Source organism: Streptomyces sp. NPDC008150 (genome assembly GCF_042956945.1).
Taxonomy (GTDB): Bacteria; Actinomycetota; Actinomycetes; order Streptomycetales; family Streptomycetaceae; genus Streptomyces.
In genome coordinates this window covers 157626-176658 of the sequence record NZ_JBIBHJ010000009.1, presented here as the reverse complement: position 1 = coordinate 176658, position 19033 = coordinate 157626, and the positions used below count along the sequence as shown (strand labels likewise).

The following is a 19033-nucleotide window of genomic DNA, read 5'->3' as shown; positions in this document are numbered from 1 at the left end:
CGTCCCCGGGACGGGTCGAACAGTTCCCGTTGGCGGTCTCGGGGGAGATATCAGGGGTCAGCCAGGGTCGTTCCGGCTCCCGATGCGGCGGCTCGGCAGTCACCATGGACGCATGAGCGATCAGCAGCACGCCGCGACGGGCCGGGGGCCCGGCCCCGGCCCCGGGCGGTCCGGGCCGGGGCCGGAGCCGGACGCGTCCGGCCGCGGCGGCCCGTATCCGGGCGGCCGGTCCGCGCGTGGAGATGTCACGGACGGGCCTGCGGCGAGCGGGAGTTCGGGCGGCTCCGAAGCGCGGGACCCGGGCGCGGCCGGCGGGCCCTCGCGTACCGGCGGTGGCGGTGGCGGCGACGACGTCCCCGGCTCCGGCTCCGACTCCGGCTCCGGCTCCGGCTCCGGCTCCGGCGGCGACGTCCCCGGCGGCGACGCGTCCGCTCCCCCGGCCGGGCGCCTGCGGCGGGACCGGGAGCACCAGATGCTCGGCGGGGTCTGCGCGGGACTCGGCCGGCAGTACGACATGGACCCGGTGATCTTCCGGATCGCCCTGAGCGTGCTCGCCGTGGCGGGCGGGTTCGGCCTCATCTTCTACGGGTTCGCCTGGCTGTTCGTCACCTACGACGACGAGGACGAGAACGAGGTGCGCCGGCTGCTCACCGGCCGCGTCGACGGACCGGCGCTCGCCGCCGTGGTGTTCGCGCTGGCGGGCTGCGGCGTCTTCCTGACCCTGGTGCGCAACGGCGGGGTGATGGCCTTCGCGGTGATCCTTTCCGCCCTGCTCGCGGGCGCGGGCTACTGGTCGCGGCAGCGCGGCGCCCCCGACCCCGATCCGCTCGCCGCGCAGGCCGCCGCCGACGCGCCGCCCGAGGCACAGGCGCCGCCCGCCCCCGCCGGGCAGCCGTCGTGGTGGCGCGACCCGATCGTCAAGGACGGCACCCACGTCGGCGGCACGGGTTATCTGTGGGGCCCGCGTGACGCGCGCGACCGTGACGTCGCCGCCGCCGTCAACATCAGCCTCGGGACCGTCCGCGAGGACACCCGCGGCGGCACCGGGGACCCCCGGGACCCCCGCGGGTCCGGCGACGTGCGCCCCGGCCCGCGCCGCTCGCGGTTCATCGACGGCTGGATCGTGCTCGTGGCCGCCGCCGCGGGCTTCGCCGGGGCGCGGGCGATGTGGGACGACCACCCGCTGGGCACGAGCCTGCAGACGGGCTTCGCCGCGGCGCTGATCGTGTTCGGCGCGGGCATCGCGTTCAGCGCGTTCCGGGGCCGCACCAGCGGGGGGACATTCTTCCTCGCGGTGCTCACGGCGGGACTGCTGGCGTGCTCGGCGGCGCTGCCCTCGAACATCGACACCGACTGGCGGACACCGACCTGGCGGCCCGTGGCGGCGTCGCAGGTGCGGCCGTCGTACGAGGTGGGCACGGGCAGGGGCGTGCTCGACCTGTCCGGGCTGGAAGTGCCGGGCGGACGGACCGTGGCGTCGCGCGCGGAGGTGGGTCTGGGCCGGCTGGTGGTGATCGTGCCCGACGACGTGACGGTACGGCTGACGATCGACGTGGGCCTGGGCGACATCCAGCTCCCCGGGGACGACCAGGACGACGTGGACGTGGCACCCGGCAAGTACGAGGAGAAGACACTGCACCCGACACGCGTCACCGCCGACGGCGGCAGGCTCGACCTGGATCTGCACGTGTCGCTCGGACAGGTGGAGGTGCGCCGTGCCGCGTCATGAGTTCCAGCCGGGGCGGCTGGTGACGGGTCTCTTCCTGACGCTGACGGGTGTCCTCTACGTCGGTGACGCGGGCGGCCTGTGGAAGACACCGTGGTTCGCGGTGGTCCCGCTCGTCGGGATCGGCCTCTGGCTGGCCGGGGCGGCGGCTATCACGACCCGGACGGTACGAAGACGACGGCGCCGGCGGGCGTCGTCCGGGCAGTCCGCGGGGGTGGGCTCGGCCACCGGCAGCGGCCCCCCGCAGGGCTCTTGAGGCACTGAGCGGCACGGCGGAGGGGCGGCCGGGCCCAGGGCCGCCACCGCCCCGGGGGCTCCCGGCCGGGCCACCGCGACGACGGCGGCCCGGCCGTACGCACCCACTCGGGGCGCGTCAGAACGAGATGCCGGACCCCCTGCGGCGCCTGTCCCGCAGTGCCGCGTCGACCGAGAAGACGCCCGCGCCCGCGAGGATCAGCGGGAGCCAGGCCATCAGGTACGGGAGGTCGTTGCCGTAGTAGTACGGGTCGGCCGACCAGCTCACCGTCAGCCACAGCGAGAGGGAGATCAGGGCGCCGCCGACCGCGGCGACCCGGGCGAAGAGGCCGATGAGGATGCCGATGCCGACGGCGAGTTCACCGAAGGCGATGGCGTAGCCGAACCCGGTGGGGCTCTTGAGCGCGAGGTCGACGAGGGCGGGGATCGCCGAGGAGTCCCGCACCGAGCGCATGAGGTCGCCGACCGACCCGGCCCCGGAGTCCTTCAGGAAACTGCTGCTCGTCAGCTTGTCGATGCCGGCGTAGACGAAGGTCACGCCGAGGAAGACCCGCAGGGGCAACAGGGCGTACCGGGAAGCGGATTCCCGTCGGCTCCGGCCCCCGCCCGTTGAGCTGTGCGTGTCCGTACGCATGCCGTAAGTCATCGCTTCTGGCCGCCTCTCGCCGTGAAATGACTCTCATCAGACCATACGTAGCCAGGAGACCGACCGCTCAGCCCCACCCCCGACTCGTCCCCGGCACCGCCGGGTCAGTCGGTCACGTCGATGGCGTACCGGTTCGTCTCCACGCCCGCCGCGGTGACGACCTGGACCTCCACCCGGCCCGGCTCGACGTCCGCGGGGACCGGGACCGTGAGGACGGAGTCGGCGGGGTTGCTGAAGCCGCCGGTCACGGGGACCAGCGGAACGTGGACGTTCACCGGGCCGATGCGCACGACCATGCGGGACAGCCGGTCGGCGCCCTGCGCGCCCACGGGGACGAACCCGGCCCCGCGGATCTCGATGTCGTCACCGGTGCGGATCGGGCCGTCGAGGTCGCCCGCCTCGCGGGAGCGCACCACGGAGAGGATCACGGGGCGGCTGCCCTCGGCGTACTTGCCGGCGAGGTAGGTCGCCGCGGACACCAGGACCACGACCGCGAGTCCCCAGGGCAGGTCGGGCAGTTGGTCGGGGCGGCGGGCGAGCCGCACGGCGGCGAACACCACGGCGACGGCACTGATCACGACGTACTGGATGTCGGCGAACGTGCCGCGCCCCGCGTCGTCGGTCAGCAGGTCGGCGGCGCGCGGCCGGTCCGCGGGCACCTTCTGCAACCGCTGCTCGAACACCCGCACACCGACCACGCGGCGGACGAGGACGGCGATGGCGCACACCACCGCGAGAACGGTCACCACGCCCGCGCCGCGCGCGAGTTCGAGGCCGTCGATGAGCCCGTCGCGCTCGGTGTGGTCGGAGGCGGCGGCCAGCCGGCCCGCGAGGACCAGCACGGCGAACGCGACGAACAGCACCCAGACCGCGGCGACGGACCGGGAGGTGGAGAGCCGGTTGTCCTCGCCGATGACGGGCGCGAGCGCTCCGCCGCGCGCCCGGTGGAACCAGGAGGCGCAGGTCAGCGCGGCGGCGACGAGGACGGCCGCGAGCAGCCCCGCGGTGCGGGCCGCGGTCCAGCCGGCCCCGATCGCGGTCAGCGACTGGACCAGGAGCAGCACGACGACGGCTCCCCACACGGCGAGGGCCGTGCGGCGCCACAGGTGGGCGAGCCAGGCGTCGCCCTCGGCGCGGCCCCGTTCGGCCACGACCGCAGCGGACTGGGTCAGTTCGTCGGAGACCCACTGCCGGGAGGCCGACGCGGAGTGCGCGACGCCGGGCGGCAGGCCCTGTCCGGCGGCGAAGCCGTCCCGTTTGACGAGGAACTCGGCGACCGCCCGCCGGTGGCCCGCACGCGCGCCGTGCGGGCAGTCGCCGCAGGTGCAGCCGCCCTCGTGGGCGCCCGCGTGCGCGCCCTGTCTCGCTTCCTGCACCGCCACGTCCGACGCCCGCCTTCCGCTCGGCCCGCACGCCGCGACCCGTTCGACTCGGCCGCGCGGCGCACGTACTCCGGCACGTTCCGCCGGGTTCCGCAGTGCCGCGCAACTCCCCTTTGATGGAAGCGAATTGTGCCCTACTCGACACGGTCCGCGTCCGGCAGGCCCAGGAGTGGCGAGGGGGCGTGCCGGGCGACGGCGCGAAAGGGAGGAGGGCAGTGGTGACCCGGCTGCGAGAATTCCCCCATGGCCGAGATCATCCAGCGGGACGGGACCTGGGCCTTCGACGGCAGCACCGTCAGGATCACGCCGGGCCTGCACCGGTCGGTGCCGCTGTTCCGGCAGACCTACGGCGAGATCGGGGTGCCCCTCGAAGCCATCTCGGGCGTCACGCACGAACCGGACCGCAGGCGCGGCCGGTTGCGGCTCCGGCTGCGCGAGGGCGCCGACCCGCTGCTCCAGGCGACCGGGGGCCGGCTGCCGGACGCGGCCGACCCGTACCGGCTGACCGTGGACCTGGACCGCACCGGGGTCGCCGAGTACGTGGTGGAGGAGATCCGCAGGGCGCTGCTCCTCGACCAGGTGCCCAAGGACCCCACCAGGGCCTATCTGCTGCCCGGTCCGCCGGTGCCGGTGTCGGTGCGCTCCAGCGACGGGACGGTCTCCTTCGACGGCGGCCAGGTGCGCATCGACTGGGCCGACACCTCCGACCGGGTCAAGCGCGCCACCGGTTCGCGGGTCATCGGCGTGGGCGACCTGGTCCAGGTGGAGTGGCTGCCCAACACCGGTCACGAGGAGGGGTTCCTGCGCTTCGTGACGCACGAGGGGGCGTTCTCGAAGCTGCCGCCGGAGAAGGACCCGTACGCCCTGGACCTGTGGGGCAGCGCGCGGCGCGACCTGCTGACCGCCCTGGTGGCGACCGCGGTCGTCGCACGGCTGCCGCACCCCTCGGTGCGGACGGTGCCGCCGCCCGCGGAGCGGCGCCCGTTCGCGGTGTCGGCGCATCCGCCCCGGGCCGACCACCACGACGTACTGCTGCGCAGACTGCGGGAGTTGGGCGAGCTGTACCGGGACGGGGTGCTGACGGAGGAGGAGTTCACCCGGACGAAGGCCGCGGTGCTGCGGGGGTTCTGAGCCGGACGCCCACCACCCTTGCCCCGCACATCAGTTCAGCAGGTCCGGTTCCCGTCGGGTGATGTCCCGCCACATCGGCTGGTAGTTGATCCACGCGACCAGGTCGCCGCCGAGCTGTTCGCGGGTCGCGACGGCCATGCGGTGCTCGATCAGCACCGGCCGGCCCGCGGCCCGCGCGGTCAACTGGACCTGCGCGGAACGCTCCAGGGAGACGAACCACCAGGCCGCCGCGTCCACCGAGTCCCCGACGGTGAGCAGGCCGTGGTTGCGCAGGACCATCGCCTTGCGGGTGCCGAGCGCGCCGGCGATCCGGCGCCCTTCGTCGGCGTCGACCGTGACGCCGGAGTAGGAGTCGTAGCGGGCGAGGTCCTCGTAGAACGCGCAACTCTCCTGGCTGATCGGGTCGATGACGTCACCGAGGGCGGCGAGCGCGCGCCCGCCCAGCGAGTGGCAGTGGGCGACGGCGACGACGTCCGGGCGGGCCGCGTGCACCTGGGCGTGCACGGTGAACGCCGCCTGGTTGACGTGGTAGCGGCCCTCGACCACCTGACCGTCCTGGTTGGCCAGCACCAGGTCACTCACGGTGACCTGGCTGAACGGGATGCCGAACGGATTGACCCAGCAGCAGTCGGTGAACTCCGGGTCCCGCGCGGTGATGTGGCCGGAGACGCCGTCCTCGAAACCGAGCCGCCCGAAGATCCGCAGGGCGCCCGCGAGCCGCTCCTTGCGGTAGCGGCGCTCGTCGTCGAGGGAGTCGTGCATCGGCGGCATCGCGAACCGGAGCCGGTCCAGGGGCAGGGGCGCGGGCGGTGCGGGCCCGTCCGTACGGGCTGAGGTTCTGGGTTCGGTCACGGGGCGGAAGTTACCGTCGGTGAGGCCGGGAGAACAGCGCGGTTGCGTAAAGATGCGGTGCGCGCGGGCGGCGGGGGGCACGGGCGCCCCGTGGGGCGACGCCGCGTGCAACCCTCCGGGGGGTTCGGTGGTCCGTCATGCGGCAACAGAAGTCCGACGTCGGCGCGGTGGCCCAGCTGCCCGCACGCACGTCCCCGTTTTCCCCGGAGCACGACATGAGCATCGCCGAACGCCACATCACCTCCCTCGTCCGGCAGTTGGCCACCCAGGACGTCGTGGAACTGGTCCATCCGTTCGCCGAACTGCCCACCTTCAGCGCGCAGGTGTACATCGCGGAGTGCTTCGGCTTCCAGTACTCGGGGGTGCGGCTGGTCGGAAAGCAGCGCGTGCTGCACGTGCTGCTGACCCGCGACCCGTCCCCCTGGGCGCAGCAGCGGGCCGCCGCCAACGTCGCCGCGTTCCCGCAGGCGGGCTCGGGCGGGCCGGTGCCGGGCATGCACCAGGGCTCCCTGGTGCCGGTGCCCGAGGTGCTGCCGGAGGTCGACCTGATCACGAAGCTCATCAGGTACGACGCGCTCGTCGTCGCCGGCAACCGCAAGCTGCTGCTCGGGATGGCCTGGGGCTGCGGCGTCTTCTTCCTGCTGATGGCCCTGCTGACCGGCGCCTACGTGGTGCTGGTGCCGCTCGCCGTCCTGATGCCGGCGATGCTGCTGGTCTCCCTGCGGATCAACACCGCCCGCGTCGCGAAGCTGGCCCGGCAGCTCGCGGCGGCGGGCTGCACCCCGGTGCGGGACCCGCAGGGCCGCGAGCGCTACGTGCGGCCGGTGCCGTACACGACCGTCTGAGGCCCCGGGCGCGGGCCGCGGCCCCGGACACCGCGCCCGGCGGCCGTCCGGTATCCCGGTGGAAGACGGCCCGCGCCGGCGGCAGACTCTGTGCCATGACTGTGAACTGGGCGGCACTGGCCGCGGCCGAACCCGATTTCGCGAGGACCGTGCAGGAGCGCTTCGGCGCGTTCACCCACCATGTTCTCGCGACCCTCCGCAAGGACGGCTCGCCCCGCACGTCGGGCGTCGAAGTCCAGTTCGTGCGGGGGGAGTTGTGCGTGGGGATGATGCCCGAGTCGATGAAGGCGCTCGATCTGCGGCGGGACGGCCGCTTCGCGCTCCAGGCCAACCCCGGTCCCGGCACCGGGATGGGTGGCGGCGACGTGCGGATCGGCGGGCGGGCCGTCGAGGTGACCGACGAGCGGGCGAAGGCCGGATACGTCGAAGAGGTGGAACCGCCGGAGCCGTTCCACCTCTTCCGCGCCGAACTGACCGAGGTCGTGCGGACCTTCGTCGAGGACGAGAAGTACCTCGTCGTGCAGATCTGGCACCCGGGGGCGCCGGTGCGCACGGTCAGGCGCGTCTGACCGCGACGCTGCCGGGGGTCACTCCCACTCGATGGTGCCCGGCGGCTTGCTCGTGACGTCGAGGACGACGCGGTTGACGTCGGCGACCTCGTTGGTGATGCGGGTCGAGATGCGGGCCAGCACCTCGTAGGGCAGCCGGGTCCAGTCGGCCGTCATGGCGTCCTCGCTGGAGACGGGGCGCAGCACGATCGGGTGACCGTAGGTGCGGCCGTCGCCCTGGACGCCAACGCTGCGGACGTCCGCGAGCAGGACCACCGGGCACTGCCAGATCTCACGGTCCAGGCCGGCCGCGGTCAGCTCCTCGCGGGCGATGGCGTCGGCCTCGCGCAGCAGGTCCAGGCGCTCGCGGGTGACCTCGCCGACGATGCGGATGCCGAGGCCGGGGCCCGGGAAGGGCTGGCGCTGGACGATCTCCTCCGGCAGGCCCAGTTCCTGGCCGACCATGCGGACCTCGTCCTTGAACAGCTTGCGCAGCGGTTCGACGAGCTGGAACTCCAGGTCCTCGGGGAGGCCGCCCACGTTGTGGTGGGACTTGATGTTCGCCGCGCCGGTGCCGCCGCCGGACTCGACGACGTCCGGGTAGAGGGTGCCCTGCACGAGGAACTCGACGGGCTGGTCGCCGGGCGCCTCGGCCACGATCTCGGCCTGGGCCTGCTCGAAGACGCGGATGAACTCGCGGCCGATGATCTTCCGCTTCTGCTCCGGATCGCTGACGCCCTTGAGCGCGTCGATGAACCGCTCGCTGGCGTCGACGACCTTGAGCTGCACGCCGGTGGCGGCCACGAAGTCCTTCTCGACCTGCTCGGTCTCGCCCTGGCGCATCAGGCCGTGGTCGACGTACACGCAGGTGAGCTGGGAGCCGATGGCCTTCTGCACGAGGGCCGCGGCGACCGCGGAGTCCACGCCGCCGGACAGGCCGCAGATGGCGCGGCTGGAGCCGACCTGCTCGCGGATGAGGGCGACCTGCTCGTCGATCACGTTGCCCGTGGTCCAGGAGGGGGTCAGGCCCGCGCCCCGGTACAGGAAGTGTTCGAGCACCTGCTGGCCGTGCGTGGAGTGCATCACCTCGGGGTGGTACTGGACCCCGTACAGCTTCTTCTCGTCGTTCTCGAAGGCGGCGACGGGGACGACCGCGGTGGACGCCGTGACCGTGAAGCCCTCGGGGGCGGCGGAGCAGGCGTCGCCGTGCGACATCCACACCGACTGCTCGGCGGGGGTGCCCTCGAAGAGGGTGGACGACGGCCGGGACACGGTCAGCGGGGTGCCGCCGTACTCGCGGGAGCCGGTGTTGTCGACGGTGCCGCCGAGGGCCTGCGCCATGAGCTGGAAGCCGTAGCACATGCCGAAGACGGGCACGCCCGCCTCGAACAGGGCGGGGTCCACGGACGGGGCGCCGTCGGCGTAGACCGACGAGGGTCCGCCGGACAGGACGATGGCCGCCGGGTTCTTGGCGAGCATCTCCGGGACCGGCATGGTGCTCGGCACGATCTCGCTGTAGACCCGGGCCTCACGGACGCGACGGGCGATGAGCTGGGCGTACTGCGCGCCGAAGTCGACGACCAGGACGGTGTCGGGGGCGGCGGCAGCGGGAGTCGCTGATGACACGGGTTGCCTTCCGGCGGCTGGGCGGGGTATACGCCAGCAAGTCTAACGGGGCCGACGTGCGCACCCTCCCGCCGAGCGCCCGGCCCGCCCCCTCGCCGGGGCCCCGCCCCCGGGCCTGGACGGCCCGAGAGGGGTCCCCAATGGCTCGTCCCGGGCGGTCTCAGGATGCGAAACGGCTTGGCCGTCCGCCCGGCGCGCGCCATACTGGCCGCATGTTCACGCCCACGACCTTCGTCTTTACCTATGGCAGCCGGCCCGCCGGATGCCATGGTCGTGCCGCTTGAACCACTGACAAGCGACCTACCGGGCGCCCCGGGCCGACAAGGCCCGGGGCGTCTGTCGTTTTCCTCACCCCGGGTCCTGTCGCCGCCGGGCACCCCGTTCGCCCCCGCCGACACCGAGGAGACCCGACATGACCACCACCCCCGCAGAGGCCGACCGCACCGGCGCCCGTACCGACGCCGCCGCGGGCCTGATCACGGACGCCCGCGAACGCGTCGACGCCCTCGACGACCGCATTCTGGGTCTGGTCCAGGAACGGATGGCCGTCTCGGCGGTGATCCAGGAGGCCCGCATCGGCTCGGGCGGCCGGCGGGTGAACCTCGCCCGCGAGACGGAGATCCTCGGCCGCTACCGCGAGGCCCTCGGCAGGCCCGGCACGGCGCTCGCCATGACGCTGCTGGAGCTGTGCCGCGGCCGGGTCTGAACTCGCCGACGCGGCAACGCCGTCCGGGTCCGTACGTGCGCGCCACCTCTCACCCGTACGGCGCGTGACCGCCTCGCTCACCCCTTCGTTGTCCCGGTGTCCGTGCCAGCCAGGGGCGGGCCCGAACGAACCACGCGTGGCTCGCCGGGGCGATGAGACGAACGGGTCGTGCCGTACGTCGTGGGACCTCGCCCCGGACAAGTGACCGGACGGCAGGGGACAGCAGCCCGGTCACCCAAGAGAACGGCCGGCCCCGGGGACGCCCGGGGCCGACCGGCGGAAAATCGCACAAGGCCGGGTCCAACGGTTGCGGAGGCCGGGCCCATCGAGCACGATGCCTGGAAAGCCCCAAGTCCCCATTGCAGGCAACTGTGTTGACCAGATCCCCATCGACCCACCGCCAGAGGTCGAGACCACCCGCGCGCCCGGCGCGCGCCGGGGCGGCGACCGACGGCGTTCCGGGCAGGCGGCGCACCCCCCGGCGCCGCCCCCAGGCACCGGCGCTGCCCTGACGCCGGTGCTGACGAAGGAGGGCCCCGCGGCTCCGTCCCGCGGGGCCCTTCCCCTGTCCGGCACCCGCGCCCGCCGGCCATGCCCCGTACCGCGCGTCCGTCCGTCGCCGGCAGACCGGCCGGAATGTGACCCACACCACAGCCAATTGACGCGGATTCAGTGCAACCCTTCGCACCCCTCCCTGGTCACACCTCTCGAACCCAGCGCCAACCCGCGCCCCACAGCGGTGTTCTTCCGGCCGGGCCCCCGGGCCCGGCGACGACGGAGAGCGTCACGTGGTGCGCCGGCCGAAGCGCCGGGGCGTCGCGAGGGCGAGCTCGACCGCCCGGCGCGAAGAGGTGAGGGACCTGCGCGCGGAGGGGGGCGCAGGTCCTTCCTCCTTTCCCGGCCGCCCCTTTCGCGGCCGGCTCCTCTACTCCCCCGGCGTCCCGCCCCCGGTCAGCCCTTGGGCGGCACCGCGGGCATCCCCAGGAACGGCAGCCGCAGGGCGCCGAACGCGTCCTCGGGAACGGCGGGCCGGTGCGGTTCGACCGCCGAGACCCGCTCGTAGTCGGCACCCTGGCGCGGACGCGGGTCCGCCTCGCCCTTGTTGGGCCAGTACGACATGGCGCGCTCGGCCTGCGCGGTGATGGTGAGCGAGGGGTTCACACCGAGGTTCGCCGAGACCGCCGCACCGTCCACGACCGAGATCCCGGGGTGCCCGTACAGCCGGTGGTACGGGTCGATCACGCCGGTCTCCCGGGTGGCGCCGATCGGGCAGCCGCCCAGGAAGTGCGCGGTGAGCGGAGTGCCCATCAGCTCGCCCACGTTGGACCCGGCGAAGCCGTTGATCTCCTCGGCGATGGCGGACGCGTACTGCGAAGCCGCCTTGATCTGGACCGGGTTGGGCTCGCCGTGGCCCTGCCGCGCCGTCAGCAGTCCGCGTCCGACGCCCTTCGGTTTCAGGTACGTGGTCAGGGAGTTGTCGAGCGACTGCATGACCAGGCCGATGATGGTCCGCTCCGACCAGCGGCGCTGGGAGACCGAGCGCAGCGTGAGGACCGGGTGGCGGGCGCTGTGGGCCAGCCAGGCGAGGAACCTCGACGAGCCCTCCGCGTACGGGACTTGAAGGATGGACAGTCCGCCCATCGAGTTGGAGCCCCGGCCGTAGCGGACCGGCTCGATGTGGGTGCTGCCGTCCGGGTGGATCGACGAGGTGATCGCGACGCCGCGCGTGAAGTCGACCCGCTTCTCGCCCGTCGCCTTGCGGTAGTGCCGGTTGTCGGTCTGCGCGCCCACCAGCGCCTCGGAGTTGGTCCGGGTCAGGTCGCCCAACCGGTCCGATATGTAGGGCAGTTGACCACCCTGCTTCATGCGGTGCAGCAGGGTCTGGGTGCCGTACGTGCCGGCCGCGACGACGACGTGGCGGGCGGTGAAGGTGCGCCCCTTCGCGTTCCTGCGGTCGTCCGTGGGCAGTGTCGCCACCGCGAAGCCGCCCCGCGAGTCCTCCTGGACCGACACGACGGTGGTCATCGGATGCACGGTCGCGCCCGCCTTCTCGGCGAGGTAGAGGTAGTTCTCGTTGAGGGTGTTCTTCGCCCCGTGCCGGCAGCCGGTCATGCACTCGCCGCACTCCAGGCACGCCTTGCGTCCGGGCCCCGCGCCGCCGAAGTACGGGTCGGGGACCTCCGTGCCGGGCGCCACCTTCGCCTCGCCGGACGCGTCCTCCCCGTCCCCGAAGAACACGCCGACCGGCGCGAGATGGAACGAGTCGCCCACCCCCATCCGCTCGGCCGCCGCCTTCAGGTGCACGTCGGAGGGCGTCATCGTGGGGTTGAGCCGCACGCCGAGCATGCGCCGCGCCTGGTCGTAGTACGGCTCCAACTCCTCCTGCCAGTCGGTGATGTCACGCCACTGCGGGTCCTCGAAGAAGGGACGCGGCGGTACGTAGAGGGTGTTGGCGTAGTTGAGGGAGCCCCCGCCGACGCCCGCGCCGGCCAGCACCATGACGTTGCCCAGCAGATGGATGCGCTGGATGCCGTACATGCCGAGGCGGGGCGCCCACAGGTAGTTCTTCACGTCCCAGGAGTTCTTCGGCAGGGACGCGCGCGTGAAGCGGCGGCCGGCCTCCAGGACGCCGACGCGGTACCCCTTCTCGGTCAGCCGCAGCGCGGTGACCGAACCGCCGAAGCCGGAGCCCACCACGAGGACGTCGAAGTCGTACTCCCCCTTGTCGCCGTGCTCCCCGCTCTCCCGCGGGACCGCGCCGGTCGCCGCCGCGGGGTCCGGGGCGGGGGCCGCCGCACCGAGCGGGTCGGGGTCGGGCTCGGATGAGTCTGCCGCGACCACGGGCGGTTCGTCCCGTTCCGCGTCTTCTGTGCCCGGTTTCCGGGCGGCGTCGTCCTGGGACATGGCTCTCCCTCAGCTCGTGCGGCTCACATGACGGAAGGGAACGGAAGCGAAAAAGCGAAAAGAAAGGGGGGACGCGGCGGCTGTCAGCGCAGGCGCAGCACCTTCATCACACGCAGGCTGCGGCTCATGAACGCCGCGTACTTCTCGTCGTCCATGCCCAGTGACGGGGCCATGGGCAGCAGTCGCTGCTGGGCGACGGTCTGCGCCTCGGTGTACTTGAGGATGCCCTCCGACCCGTGGCGCCGCCCGAGGCCGGAGTCCTTCATGCCGCCCATCGGGGACTGCACGCTGCCGTAGGCGGGCGCGTAGCCCTCGTTGACGTTGACCGTGCCGGTGCGCAGCCGGGCGGCGACCGCGCGGCCGCGGGCGCCGTTCTTGGTCCACACGGACGAATTGAGGCCGTACGGCGTGGAGTTGGCGAGGTCGACCGCCTCGTCCTCGTCGCGGAAGCGGTACAGGGAGACGACCGGGCCGAACGTCTCCTCCGTGCACACGGCCATGGGTGCCTCGACGCCGTCGAGGATGGTCGGCTCGTAGAAGTACGGGCCGATGTCGGGGCGGGCCACGCCGCCCGCGACCACGCGGGCGCCCTTGGCGACCGCCTCGTCGACGTGCCGCGTCACGGTTTCGAGCTGGCGCGGGCCCACCAGCGAGCCCATGTCCGCCCCGTACGCGAGCGACCGGCCCAGCCGCATCGCGCGGGTGCGGGCGGCGAACCGCTCCAGGAAGACGTCCGCGACGGCCTCGTGGACGTACAACCGCTCGATGGAGATGCAGAGTTGGCCGGCGGACGAGAAGCACGCGCGGACCGCGCCCGCGGCCGCCTTCTCGATGTCGGCGTCCTCCAGCACGATCATGGCGTTCTTGCCGCCCAGTTCGAGCGAGACGCCGATCAGCCGGGCCGCCGCGCCCTGCGCGACCTCGCGGCCGGTGCGGGTGGAACCGGTGAACGAGACGTAGTCGGCGTGCTTGACCAACTCCGGCCCCACGACCGGGCCTTCACCGAGGACGACCTGGAACACCCCGGCGGGCAGTCCCGCCTCGATCAGCAGGTCGCGCGCCCACAGCGCGGTCAGGCACGTCTCCGTGTCGGGCTTCATGACGACGGCGTTGCCCGCGACGAACGCGGGCAGGGCGTCGCCGACCGACAGCTCCAGGGGGTAGTTCCAGGGCGCGATCTGGCCCACCACACCGCGCGGGTGCCGGAGTTCGGTGACCCGGGTCAGGGTGGGCATCGCGCCGGCGTGCCGCTTCGGCCGCAGGTACGCGGGCGCCCGGCGGCCGTAGTGCCGCGCGGCCACGACGACCGCCTGCACCTCCTCGTGGGCGTGCAGGCGCGCCTTTCCGGTCTCCAGCTGGACGAGGTCGAGCACCTCGGCCTGCCGCGCGAGCACCAGGTCGTGGAAGCGCAGCAGTACCGCGGCCCGCTCCCGCACCGGAACCCTGGCCCAGACCTCCTGTGCCGCACGGGCCGCCTCGAAGGCGCGCGCCACGTCCTCGGGGGTGGACTCGGGCAGGTCCGCGAGCTTGTCCCCGGTGAACGGGCTGTGGTTCGCGGTCCGGCCGGAGCCGGTCACCCCCTTGGTGAGCTGCGCGACCAGCTCGGGCGTGACCACGTCCGCGGCGGTCCGGACGCCCGCGGGCGCGGGGGCGAGCGGGTTGGTGCCCGCCCCGTCACCGGTACCGGCGGGAGTGCCGGTGCCGTCCGTGGTCGCGGTTGCGGGCGCGTCCACGTCCGCGTCCGCCGCGGTGGTGTCGTTGCCGGTCTGCTCCGGGGCCTGCGAGTCCGTCATGAGCGGCAGGGTATGCCGGTCCGGAAGCTTTTGGTACCCGCCGGTAATCGGATTCACCGACTGCTCACACAACGCCAGTGATCACTGGCAACGAACGTGCTGATCAGGGGGTTGTCGGCCCCGCCGGGACTCGTCGGCGCCGCCGGGACCGTCGCCCCCCTCCGCGCCCCGGCTACCGCCGGTCCGCCCACGGTCCGAGCGCGAAGCCGCCGCCCGGCGCGTGCCGCACCTCCACCGCGCCCGCGCCGCCGAAGTGCGCCGGGACCACCAGTTCCGAACGGTCGGCCGCCCGGCCGAGGACCCGGCGGCGGCCGGCCGCGGCCCGGACCGGGTCGAGGCAGAAGCAGCTGGCCGCCCCGGGGTGGAGGATCTGCACGGGACTGTGCAGCAGGTCGCCCACGAAGACGGCGCGGTCACCGCCGGACTCGACCCGCAGCACCGACGAGCCCGGCGTGTGCCCGGGGACGGACTCCAGGGTCAGGCCGTCCGCGAAGCGGTGCACGCCCTCCCACAGCCTGACCCGGCCGGCCCGGTGCAGGGGCGCGACGCTGTCCTCGTGGACGAGCCGGTCGACCGGGTGCGCCCCGCCGCCGTACCCGCCCGCCGGACCGAAGTACGCGTCGTCGGCGGCCGGGAGCAGGTACCGGGCATTCGGGAAGGTGGGCACCCACTCCCCGTCCACGTCGTGCGTGTTCCAGCCGACGTGGTCCGCGTGCAGGTGGGTGTTGACCACGACGTCCACGTCCTCCGGACGCACCCCGGCCCGTGCCAGCCGCCCCGGCAGGTCGCCCTCGCGCATGTGGAACAGGGGGTTGCCCGGCCGCTCCCGCCCGTTGCCCACGCCGGGGTCGATCAGCACGGTCATGCCTCCGGTCCGCAGCACCCAGGTCTGGAGCGCCACCACCGCCAGGTCGCCGACGGGGTCCCAGTGGTCGGGGGCCAGCGCGTCGCGGTGGTCCGCCCAGACCCCGGGCGCCACGTCCGGGACGAGGTCACCGGCGGGCAGGAAGGCGCCCCGCCACTCGACGACGCGAAGGATCTCGACGTCGCCGAGCACCATCGCGGGGGCGGGGCGGGGATCCGCTTCGGGGGCGGGCGCGGGGGTGGGGGCAGGGGCGGGGAGGGGATCCGGGGTGCGGTTCCGGGTAGGGGTGTTGTCGGCGCGTGAGTCCATGTGCCGAAGCTAGAACGGGGCGGCGAGCGGCCCAATGCCCCTGCCGCTCAACTGAATACGCGTACCGCTCACCGCCGCGACGCCCGGCGCGCCCCCTCTCGCTACGCTCGTCGCATGGACGTGGTGAGCGACGCGATCTCCGCCGTGCGGACCGGGCGGCCCTCCTCCAACCGGCTGCGGGTGAGCGGTCGTTGGTCCACCCGGCTCGCCCCGTACGGGGGTGCGGGGTTCCACGTCGTGCTGTCGGGCGGCTGCCGGCTGCTGACCGACGACGGGAACGCGGTGCCACTGGGCCCCGGTGACGCCGTACTGCTGCCGCACGGCGCCGGGCACGTGCTCGCGGGCGGGCAGCCGGACGGCTTCACCGACGCCGAGGCGGTGCGGCGGGCGGTGCCGTTCGAGGACGTACGGGACCGGATCCCGCAGCCGCGTCCGGCCGGGGAGGCCGCCCAGGCCGAGCTGCTGTGCGGCAAGTACCGCCTGGAGCGCAGCCGCACGCACCCCCTGATGGCGGAGCTCCCGCAGGTCGTCCACCTGCCGAACCGGGTCGGCGCGCACCCCGAACTCCGTTCCGCCATCGACCTGTTGGCGCGGGAGATCGACGGCTCGCGGCCCGGCGGCTGCCTCGCCCTGCCGAGCCTGCTCGACCTGCTCCTCGTGTACATGGTGCGCGCCTGGCTGGCCGACGCCGCCACGGGCACCTGGCCGGCCGTCCTCAACGACCCGGTGACGACGGCGGCGTTGCGCGCCGTGCACTCCGACCCGGCCGCACCGTGGACCGCCGAACGGCTGGCCGCCGAGGCCGGCGTCTCGCGCGCCACCCTCGCGCGCCGCTTCACCGCGCTCGTCGGGCGTCCCCCGATGGGGTACCTGACGTGGTGGCGGCTGACGCTGGCGGCGACCCGGCTGCGGGACCCGGACGCGTCCCTCGCGCGGGTCGCCCGCGAGACGGGATACAGCAGCCCGTACGCCCTCTCCCACGCCTTCAGCCGGGAGTTCGGCACGACTCCCGGACGCTACCGGGAAAGCGCCGCCGCGGCGGCCCGTCCGCCCCGCTAGAGCGACGGCGCATTAATTCGCACACCAGAACCCTTATTAACGGAGCGCGAATTCATGGCCATGAATCAAGAATTCAGAAACGGGAACCGCACAGGCGGCCCATGGTATCTTCACAGTCCGATCGGCGGCCCTCGCAAATAGGCTGCACTGTCGGCGAGTTCGGATATCAGCCGCCTCACCCCCAGCGAATTCCGCCGAAAGTCGAACCGAAGCCGAAGCCGAATTCAACGGAATTCACCGCGCGGGCGCGCCCCGTACTCCCAGGAGCGCAAGACGGTGACCGTGACCGGCCCCCTCATCTCGGTGATCATCGCCGCCTACAACGCGATGCCCTATCTCACTCGGTGCGTGGAGTCCGTCGCCGCGCAGAGCATCGGGAAGGCCGCCCTGGAGGTCATCGTCGTCGACGACGGCTCGACCGACGGCACCCCCGCCGAACTGAAGCGCCTCGGCGCCGCCCATCCCGGTCTCCTGCGCGTCGTGACCCAGGAGAACTCCGGCGGCCCGGCCGGTCCGCGCAATCACGGACTCGACCTGGCGCGGGGCGAGTTCGTGTTCTTCCTCGACGCCGACGACCACCTCGGACCCGAGGCCCTGGAACGCATGGCGGTCATGGCGGAGAAGAACGGCACCGACGTCGTGCTCGGCAAAATGGTCGGCGAGGGCGGACGGCGGCCCCCGCAATCCATGTTCCGGCGCAACCAGCCGCGCACGGACGTCTTCGACTCCCGCGTCTACTGGACGCTCAGCCCCATGAAACTGTTCCGCCGCAGCCTTGTCGAGGAACACCACCTGCGGTTCCCGACCGACCTGCCGACCGGCGAGGACCAGCCCTTCGTCGCCCGCGCCTACCTGCACGCGTCGGGCATCTCCGTCGTCGCCGACTACGACTGCGTGTACTGGGTGCTGCGTGCGGACGAGGGCAACATCACGCTGCGCACGCCGGGTTCGGAACCACGGCTGCGGTTCCTGTCGCGCATGGTCGACCTGCTCGTCGACCGGGTGCCGCCCGGTCCGGGGCGCGACCACCTCGCCCACCGCCATCTCACCGTCGAGGTGGGGTCGTTGATCCGCTGCCACCTCGTGCACGAACCCCGCGACGAGCAGCACAAGACCCTCGCCCGCCTCGCGGAGACCCTGGCCCCGCTCTGGCACGACGGCCTGCACGACGTACTGCCCCCGCTGGCCCGGCTGCGGATGCACCTGGTGCGCCACACCATGCTCGACGAACTCCTCGAACTCGACCGCTACGAACGGGAGTTGGCGGAGAGCGGGGTGTCCGCACCGCTGCTCGTCGAGGACGGCCGCGCCTACGTCAGGCACCCGTTCCTGCGCGACCCCGGACGCGGCGTGCCCGACGCCTGCTACGACGTCACCGCACTGCTCTCCGCCCGCCACCACCTCACCCGCGCCGAGCTGCGCGGCACCACGCTGCACCTGGCCGGCCACGCGTACCTGCACCGCGTGGCCACCCACGACGTCGCCACGGAACTCGTCCTGCGCGAACGCGGCACGGGCACCGAGTTCCGGCTGCCCGTCACCCACACCGACACCCCGGGCCTCGGTGACGACGAGGACAAGGGTCGGTATCCCTACGAACGGGCCGGGTTCGAGGCCTCCGTGGACGTCACGACCGCCGCCGAGGGCGGTCCGCTCGACGACGGCCTGTGGGACGTCTCCCTGGACGTCGCCGCACAGGGCCTCAGCAAGGAGGTGCGGATCGGCTGCAAGCGGGCCGACGACGTCGACGCCGAGCCGTGCGTGCGCGTGGTCGACACCCCGGCGGGCCCGCGCGCCCTCGCGCTCTACACCACCAAGCCGTACGGCAACTTCACCCTCGACCTCGGCGAGAACAAGCACCGCGTGACGCCCCGGCTCCTCGTGGACGGCGTCCGTTGGGCGCGGGACGTTCCGAACAGGCTTGAGTTCAGCGGGCGTTGCTCCCTCGCCTCGTACCCGGACGACGCGCTGCGGATCGTCCTGAGCGAGGAGGGCGGACGGACCGCCGCGTTCCCGGTGCCGCGCGGCGAAGAGGGCCGCACCGGCGGTCCGTTCACCGTGGGGGTACCGGTCGAGCGGCTCGGGGCCGGCGTGTGGACCGGTGAACTGAGGCTCGGCGCATGGGGGTTGCCGCTGCCGCAGCTGCCCCCGTCGACCGCGCCGGTGAAGTGGCGCCGCCTCGGACTGCCCTGGTACGCCAAACCGGCGCAGCGGAAGGGCCGTTGCTTCGCGCTCCACGTCGCGCGGACCGACCTGGTGAAGGCGTTCACCCGGCGGCTGGGGCTCTGAGCGGGACGGGCGGGCGACGGGCGGCGGGCGGACGGGGCGGAGGGGCGGACGGGGCGCGGACGGCTGCTCGTCGGCCGCGCGCCTGCCCGCCCGTCCG

Annotated in this window: 15 protein-coding genes; 8 read left to right on the top strand and 7 right to left on the bottom strand. The window is 73.4% G+C overall.

Annotated features, from left to right (window positions below; genetic code table 11):
* The first annotated feature begins 112 nt into the window (after positions 1-112).
* Complete coding sequence (locus tag ACFZA0_RS22810) at positions 113-1729, top strand: PspC domain-containing protein (protein WP_391019908.1); 1617 nt, start codon at positions 113-115, stop codon at positions 1727-1729.
* The gene (locus ACFZA0_RS22805; RefSeq protein ID WP_391019906.1) at positions 1716-1982 is read left to right on the top strand and encodes a hypothetical protein; all 267 of its coding nucleotides are present in this window, start codon (positions 1716-1718) and stop codon (positions 1980-1982) included. Before ACFZA0_RS22810 ends, ACFZA0_RS22805 begins: the two co-directional genes overlap by 14 nt.
* Positions 1983-2099: 117 nt before the next feature.
* Here ACFZA0_RS22805 and ACFZA0_RS22800 read toward each other — a convergent pair whose 3' ends face one another.
* Positions 2100-2627, bottom strand: coding sequence for a DoxX family membrane protein (locus ACFZA0_RS22800; protein WP_391019903.1), 528 nt, complete (start codon positions 2625-2627; stop codon positions 2100-2102).
* 104 nt (positions 2628-2731) lie between these two features.
* The gene (locus tag ACFZA0_RS22795) at positions 2732-4009 is read right to left on the bottom strand and encodes a hypothetical protein (protein ID WP_391019901.1); all 1278 of its coding nucleotides are present in this window, start codon (positions 4007-4009) and stop codon (positions 2732-2734) included.
* A 243-nt stretch (positions 4010-4252) separates the two neighbouring features.
* Here ACFZA0_RS22795 and ACFZA0_RS22790 point away from each other — a divergent pair, with 243 nt between their 5' ends.
* Complete coding sequence (locus ACFZA0_RS22790; protein ID WP_391019898.1) at positions 4253-5140, top strand: DUF4429 domain-containing protein; 888 nt, start codon at positions 4253-4255, stop codon at positions 5138-5140.
* A 30-nt stretch (positions 5141-5170) separates the two neighbouring features.
* Here the strand turns inward: ACFZA0_RS22790 and ACFZA0_RS22785 are convergent, their stop codons facing one another.
* Positions 5171-5992 carry a class II aldolase/adducin family protein gene (locus ACFZA0_RS22785; RefSeq protein WP_391019896.1) on the bottom strand — a complete coding sequence of 274 codons (822 nt, stop codon included), beginning with the start codon at positions 5990-5992 and terminating at the stop codon, positions 5171-5173.
* A 215-nt stretch (positions 5993-6207) separates the two neighbouring features.
* On the opposite strand from ACFZA0_RS22785, the gene ACFZA0_RS22780 reads away from it, so the two are divergent.
* Together ACFZA0_RS22780 and ACFZA0_RS22775 are read left to right on the top strand one after the other, a co-directional pair.
* On the top strand, positions 6208-6837 hold the full coding sequence (locus ACFZA0_RS22780) for a hypothetical protein (protein WP_391019893.1): 630 nt from the start codon (positions 6208-6210) through the stop codon (positions 6835-6837).
* 95 nt (positions 6838-6932) lie between these two features.
* On the top strand, positions 6933-7406 hold the full coding sequence (locus ACFZA0_RS22775; protein WP_391019890.1) for a pyridoxamine 5'-phosphate oxidase family protein: 474 nt from the start codon (positions 6933-6935) through the stop codon (positions 7404-7406).
* 18 nt (positions 7407-7424) lie between these two features.
* On the opposite strand, the gene guaA is transcribed toward ACFZA0_RS22775, so the two are convergent.
* On the bottom strand, positions 7425-9011 hold the full coding sequence (gene guaA / locus ACFZA0_RS22770; RefSeq protein ID WP_391019888.1) for a glutamine-hydrolyzing GMP synthase: 1587 nt from the start codon (positions 9009-9011) through the stop codon (positions 7425-7427).
* A gap of 412 nt (positions 9012-9423) precedes the next feature.
* On the opposite strand from guaA, the gene ACFZA0_RS22765 reads away from it, so the two are divergent.
* Entirely contained in the window at positions 9424-9717 is a 294-nt protein-coding gene (locus ACFZA0_RS22765) for a chorismate mutase (RefSeq protein WP_391019885.1), read from the top strand.
* A 951-nt stretch (positions 9718-10668) separates the two neighbouring features.
* On the opposite strand, the gene ACFZA0_RS22760 is transcribed toward ACFZA0_RS22765, so the two are convergent.
* From ACFZA0_RS22760 to ACFZA0_RS22750, 3 genes are all read right to left on the bottom strand, one after another.
* Positions 10669-12621 (bottom strand): GMC oxidoreductase, encoded by a 1953-nt coding sequence (locus ACFZA0_RS22760; protein ID WP_391019882.1) that lies wholly within the window; start codon positions 12619-12621, stop codon positions 10669-10671.
* An 83-nt stretch (positions 12622-12704) separates the two neighbouring features.
* Positions 12705-14414, bottom strand: a complete 1710-nt coding sequence (locus tag ACFZA0_RS22755) for a succinic semialdehyde dehydrogenase (RefSeq protein WP_391019880.1) — start codon at positions 14412-14414, stop codon at positions 12705-12707.
* Between the two features lie 172 nt (positions 14415-14586).
* Positions 14587-15474 carry an MBL fold metallo-hydrolase gene (locus ACFZA0_RS22750; protein ID WP_391020275.1) on the bottom strand — a complete coding sequence of 296 codons (888 nt, stop codon included), beginning with the start codon at positions 15472-15474 and terminating at the stop codon, positions 14587-14589.
* Positions 15475-15702: 228 nt separating this feature from the next.
* Here ACFZA0_RS22750 and ACFZA0_RS22745 point away from each other — a divergent pair, with 228 nt between their 5' ends.
* Both ACFZA0_RS22745 and ACFZA0_RS22740 read left to right on the top strand, forming a co-directional pair.
* Positions 15703-16647, top strand: coding sequence for a cupin domain-containing protein (locus ACFZA0_RS22745; protein ID WP_391019877.1), 945 nt, complete (start codon positions 15703-15705; stop codon positions 16645-16647).
* A 276-nt stretch (positions 16648-16923) separates the two neighbouring features.
* The gene (locus ACFZA0_RS22740) at positions 16924-18936 is read left to right on the top strand and encodes a glycosyltransferase (RefSeq protein ID WP_391019874.1); all 2013 of its coding nucleotides are present in this window, start codon (positions 16924-16926) and stop codon (positions 18934-18936) included.
* The last annotated feature ends 97 nt before the right edge of the window (positions 18937-19033 follow it).

Bases quoted from the DNA above. Each gene is read 5' to 3' on its own strand.
- ACFZA0_RS22760 (WP_391019882.1), bottom strand. From the start codon at position 12,621: ATGTCCCAGGACGACGCCGCCCGGAAACCGGGCACAGAAGACGCGGAA.
- ACFZA0_RS22775 (WP_391019890.1), top strand. From the start codon at position 6,933: ATGACTGTGAACTGGGCGGCACTGGCCGCGGCCGAACCCGATTTCGCG.
- ACFZA0_RS22810 (WP_391019908.1), top strand. From the start codon at position 113: ATGAGCGATCAGCAGCACGCCGCGACGGGCCGGGGGCCCGGCCCCGGC.
- ACFZA0_RS22755 (WP_391019880.1), bottom strand. From the start codon at position 14,414: ATGACGGACTCGCAGGCCCCGGAGCAGACCGGCAACGACACCACCGCG.
- ACFZA0_RS22765 (WP_391019885.1), top strand. From the start codon at position 9,424: ATGACCACCACCCCCGCAGAGGCCGACCGCACCGGCGCCCGTACCGAC.
- ACFZA0_RS22780 (WP_391019893.1), top strand. From the start codon at position 6,208: ATGAGCATCGCCGAACGCCACATCACCTCCCTCGTCCGGCAGTTGGCC.
- ACFZA0_RS22790 (WP_391019898.1), top strand. From the start codon at position 4,253: ATGGCCGAGATCATCCAGCGGGACGGGACCTGGGCCTTCGACGGCAGC.
- ACFZA0_RS22745 (WP_391019877.1), top strand. From the start codon at position 15,703: ATGGACGTGGTGAGCGACGCGATCTCCGCCGTGCGGACCGGGCGGCCC.
- ACFZA0_RS22750 (WP_391020275.1), bottom strand. From the start codon at position 15,474: ATGGTGCTCGGCGACGTCGAGATCCTTCGCGTCGTCGAGTGGCGGGGC.
- ACFZA0_RS22800 (WP_391019903.1), bottom strand. From the start codon at position 2,627: ATGACTTACGGCATGCGTACGGACACGCACAGCTCAACGGGCGGGGGC.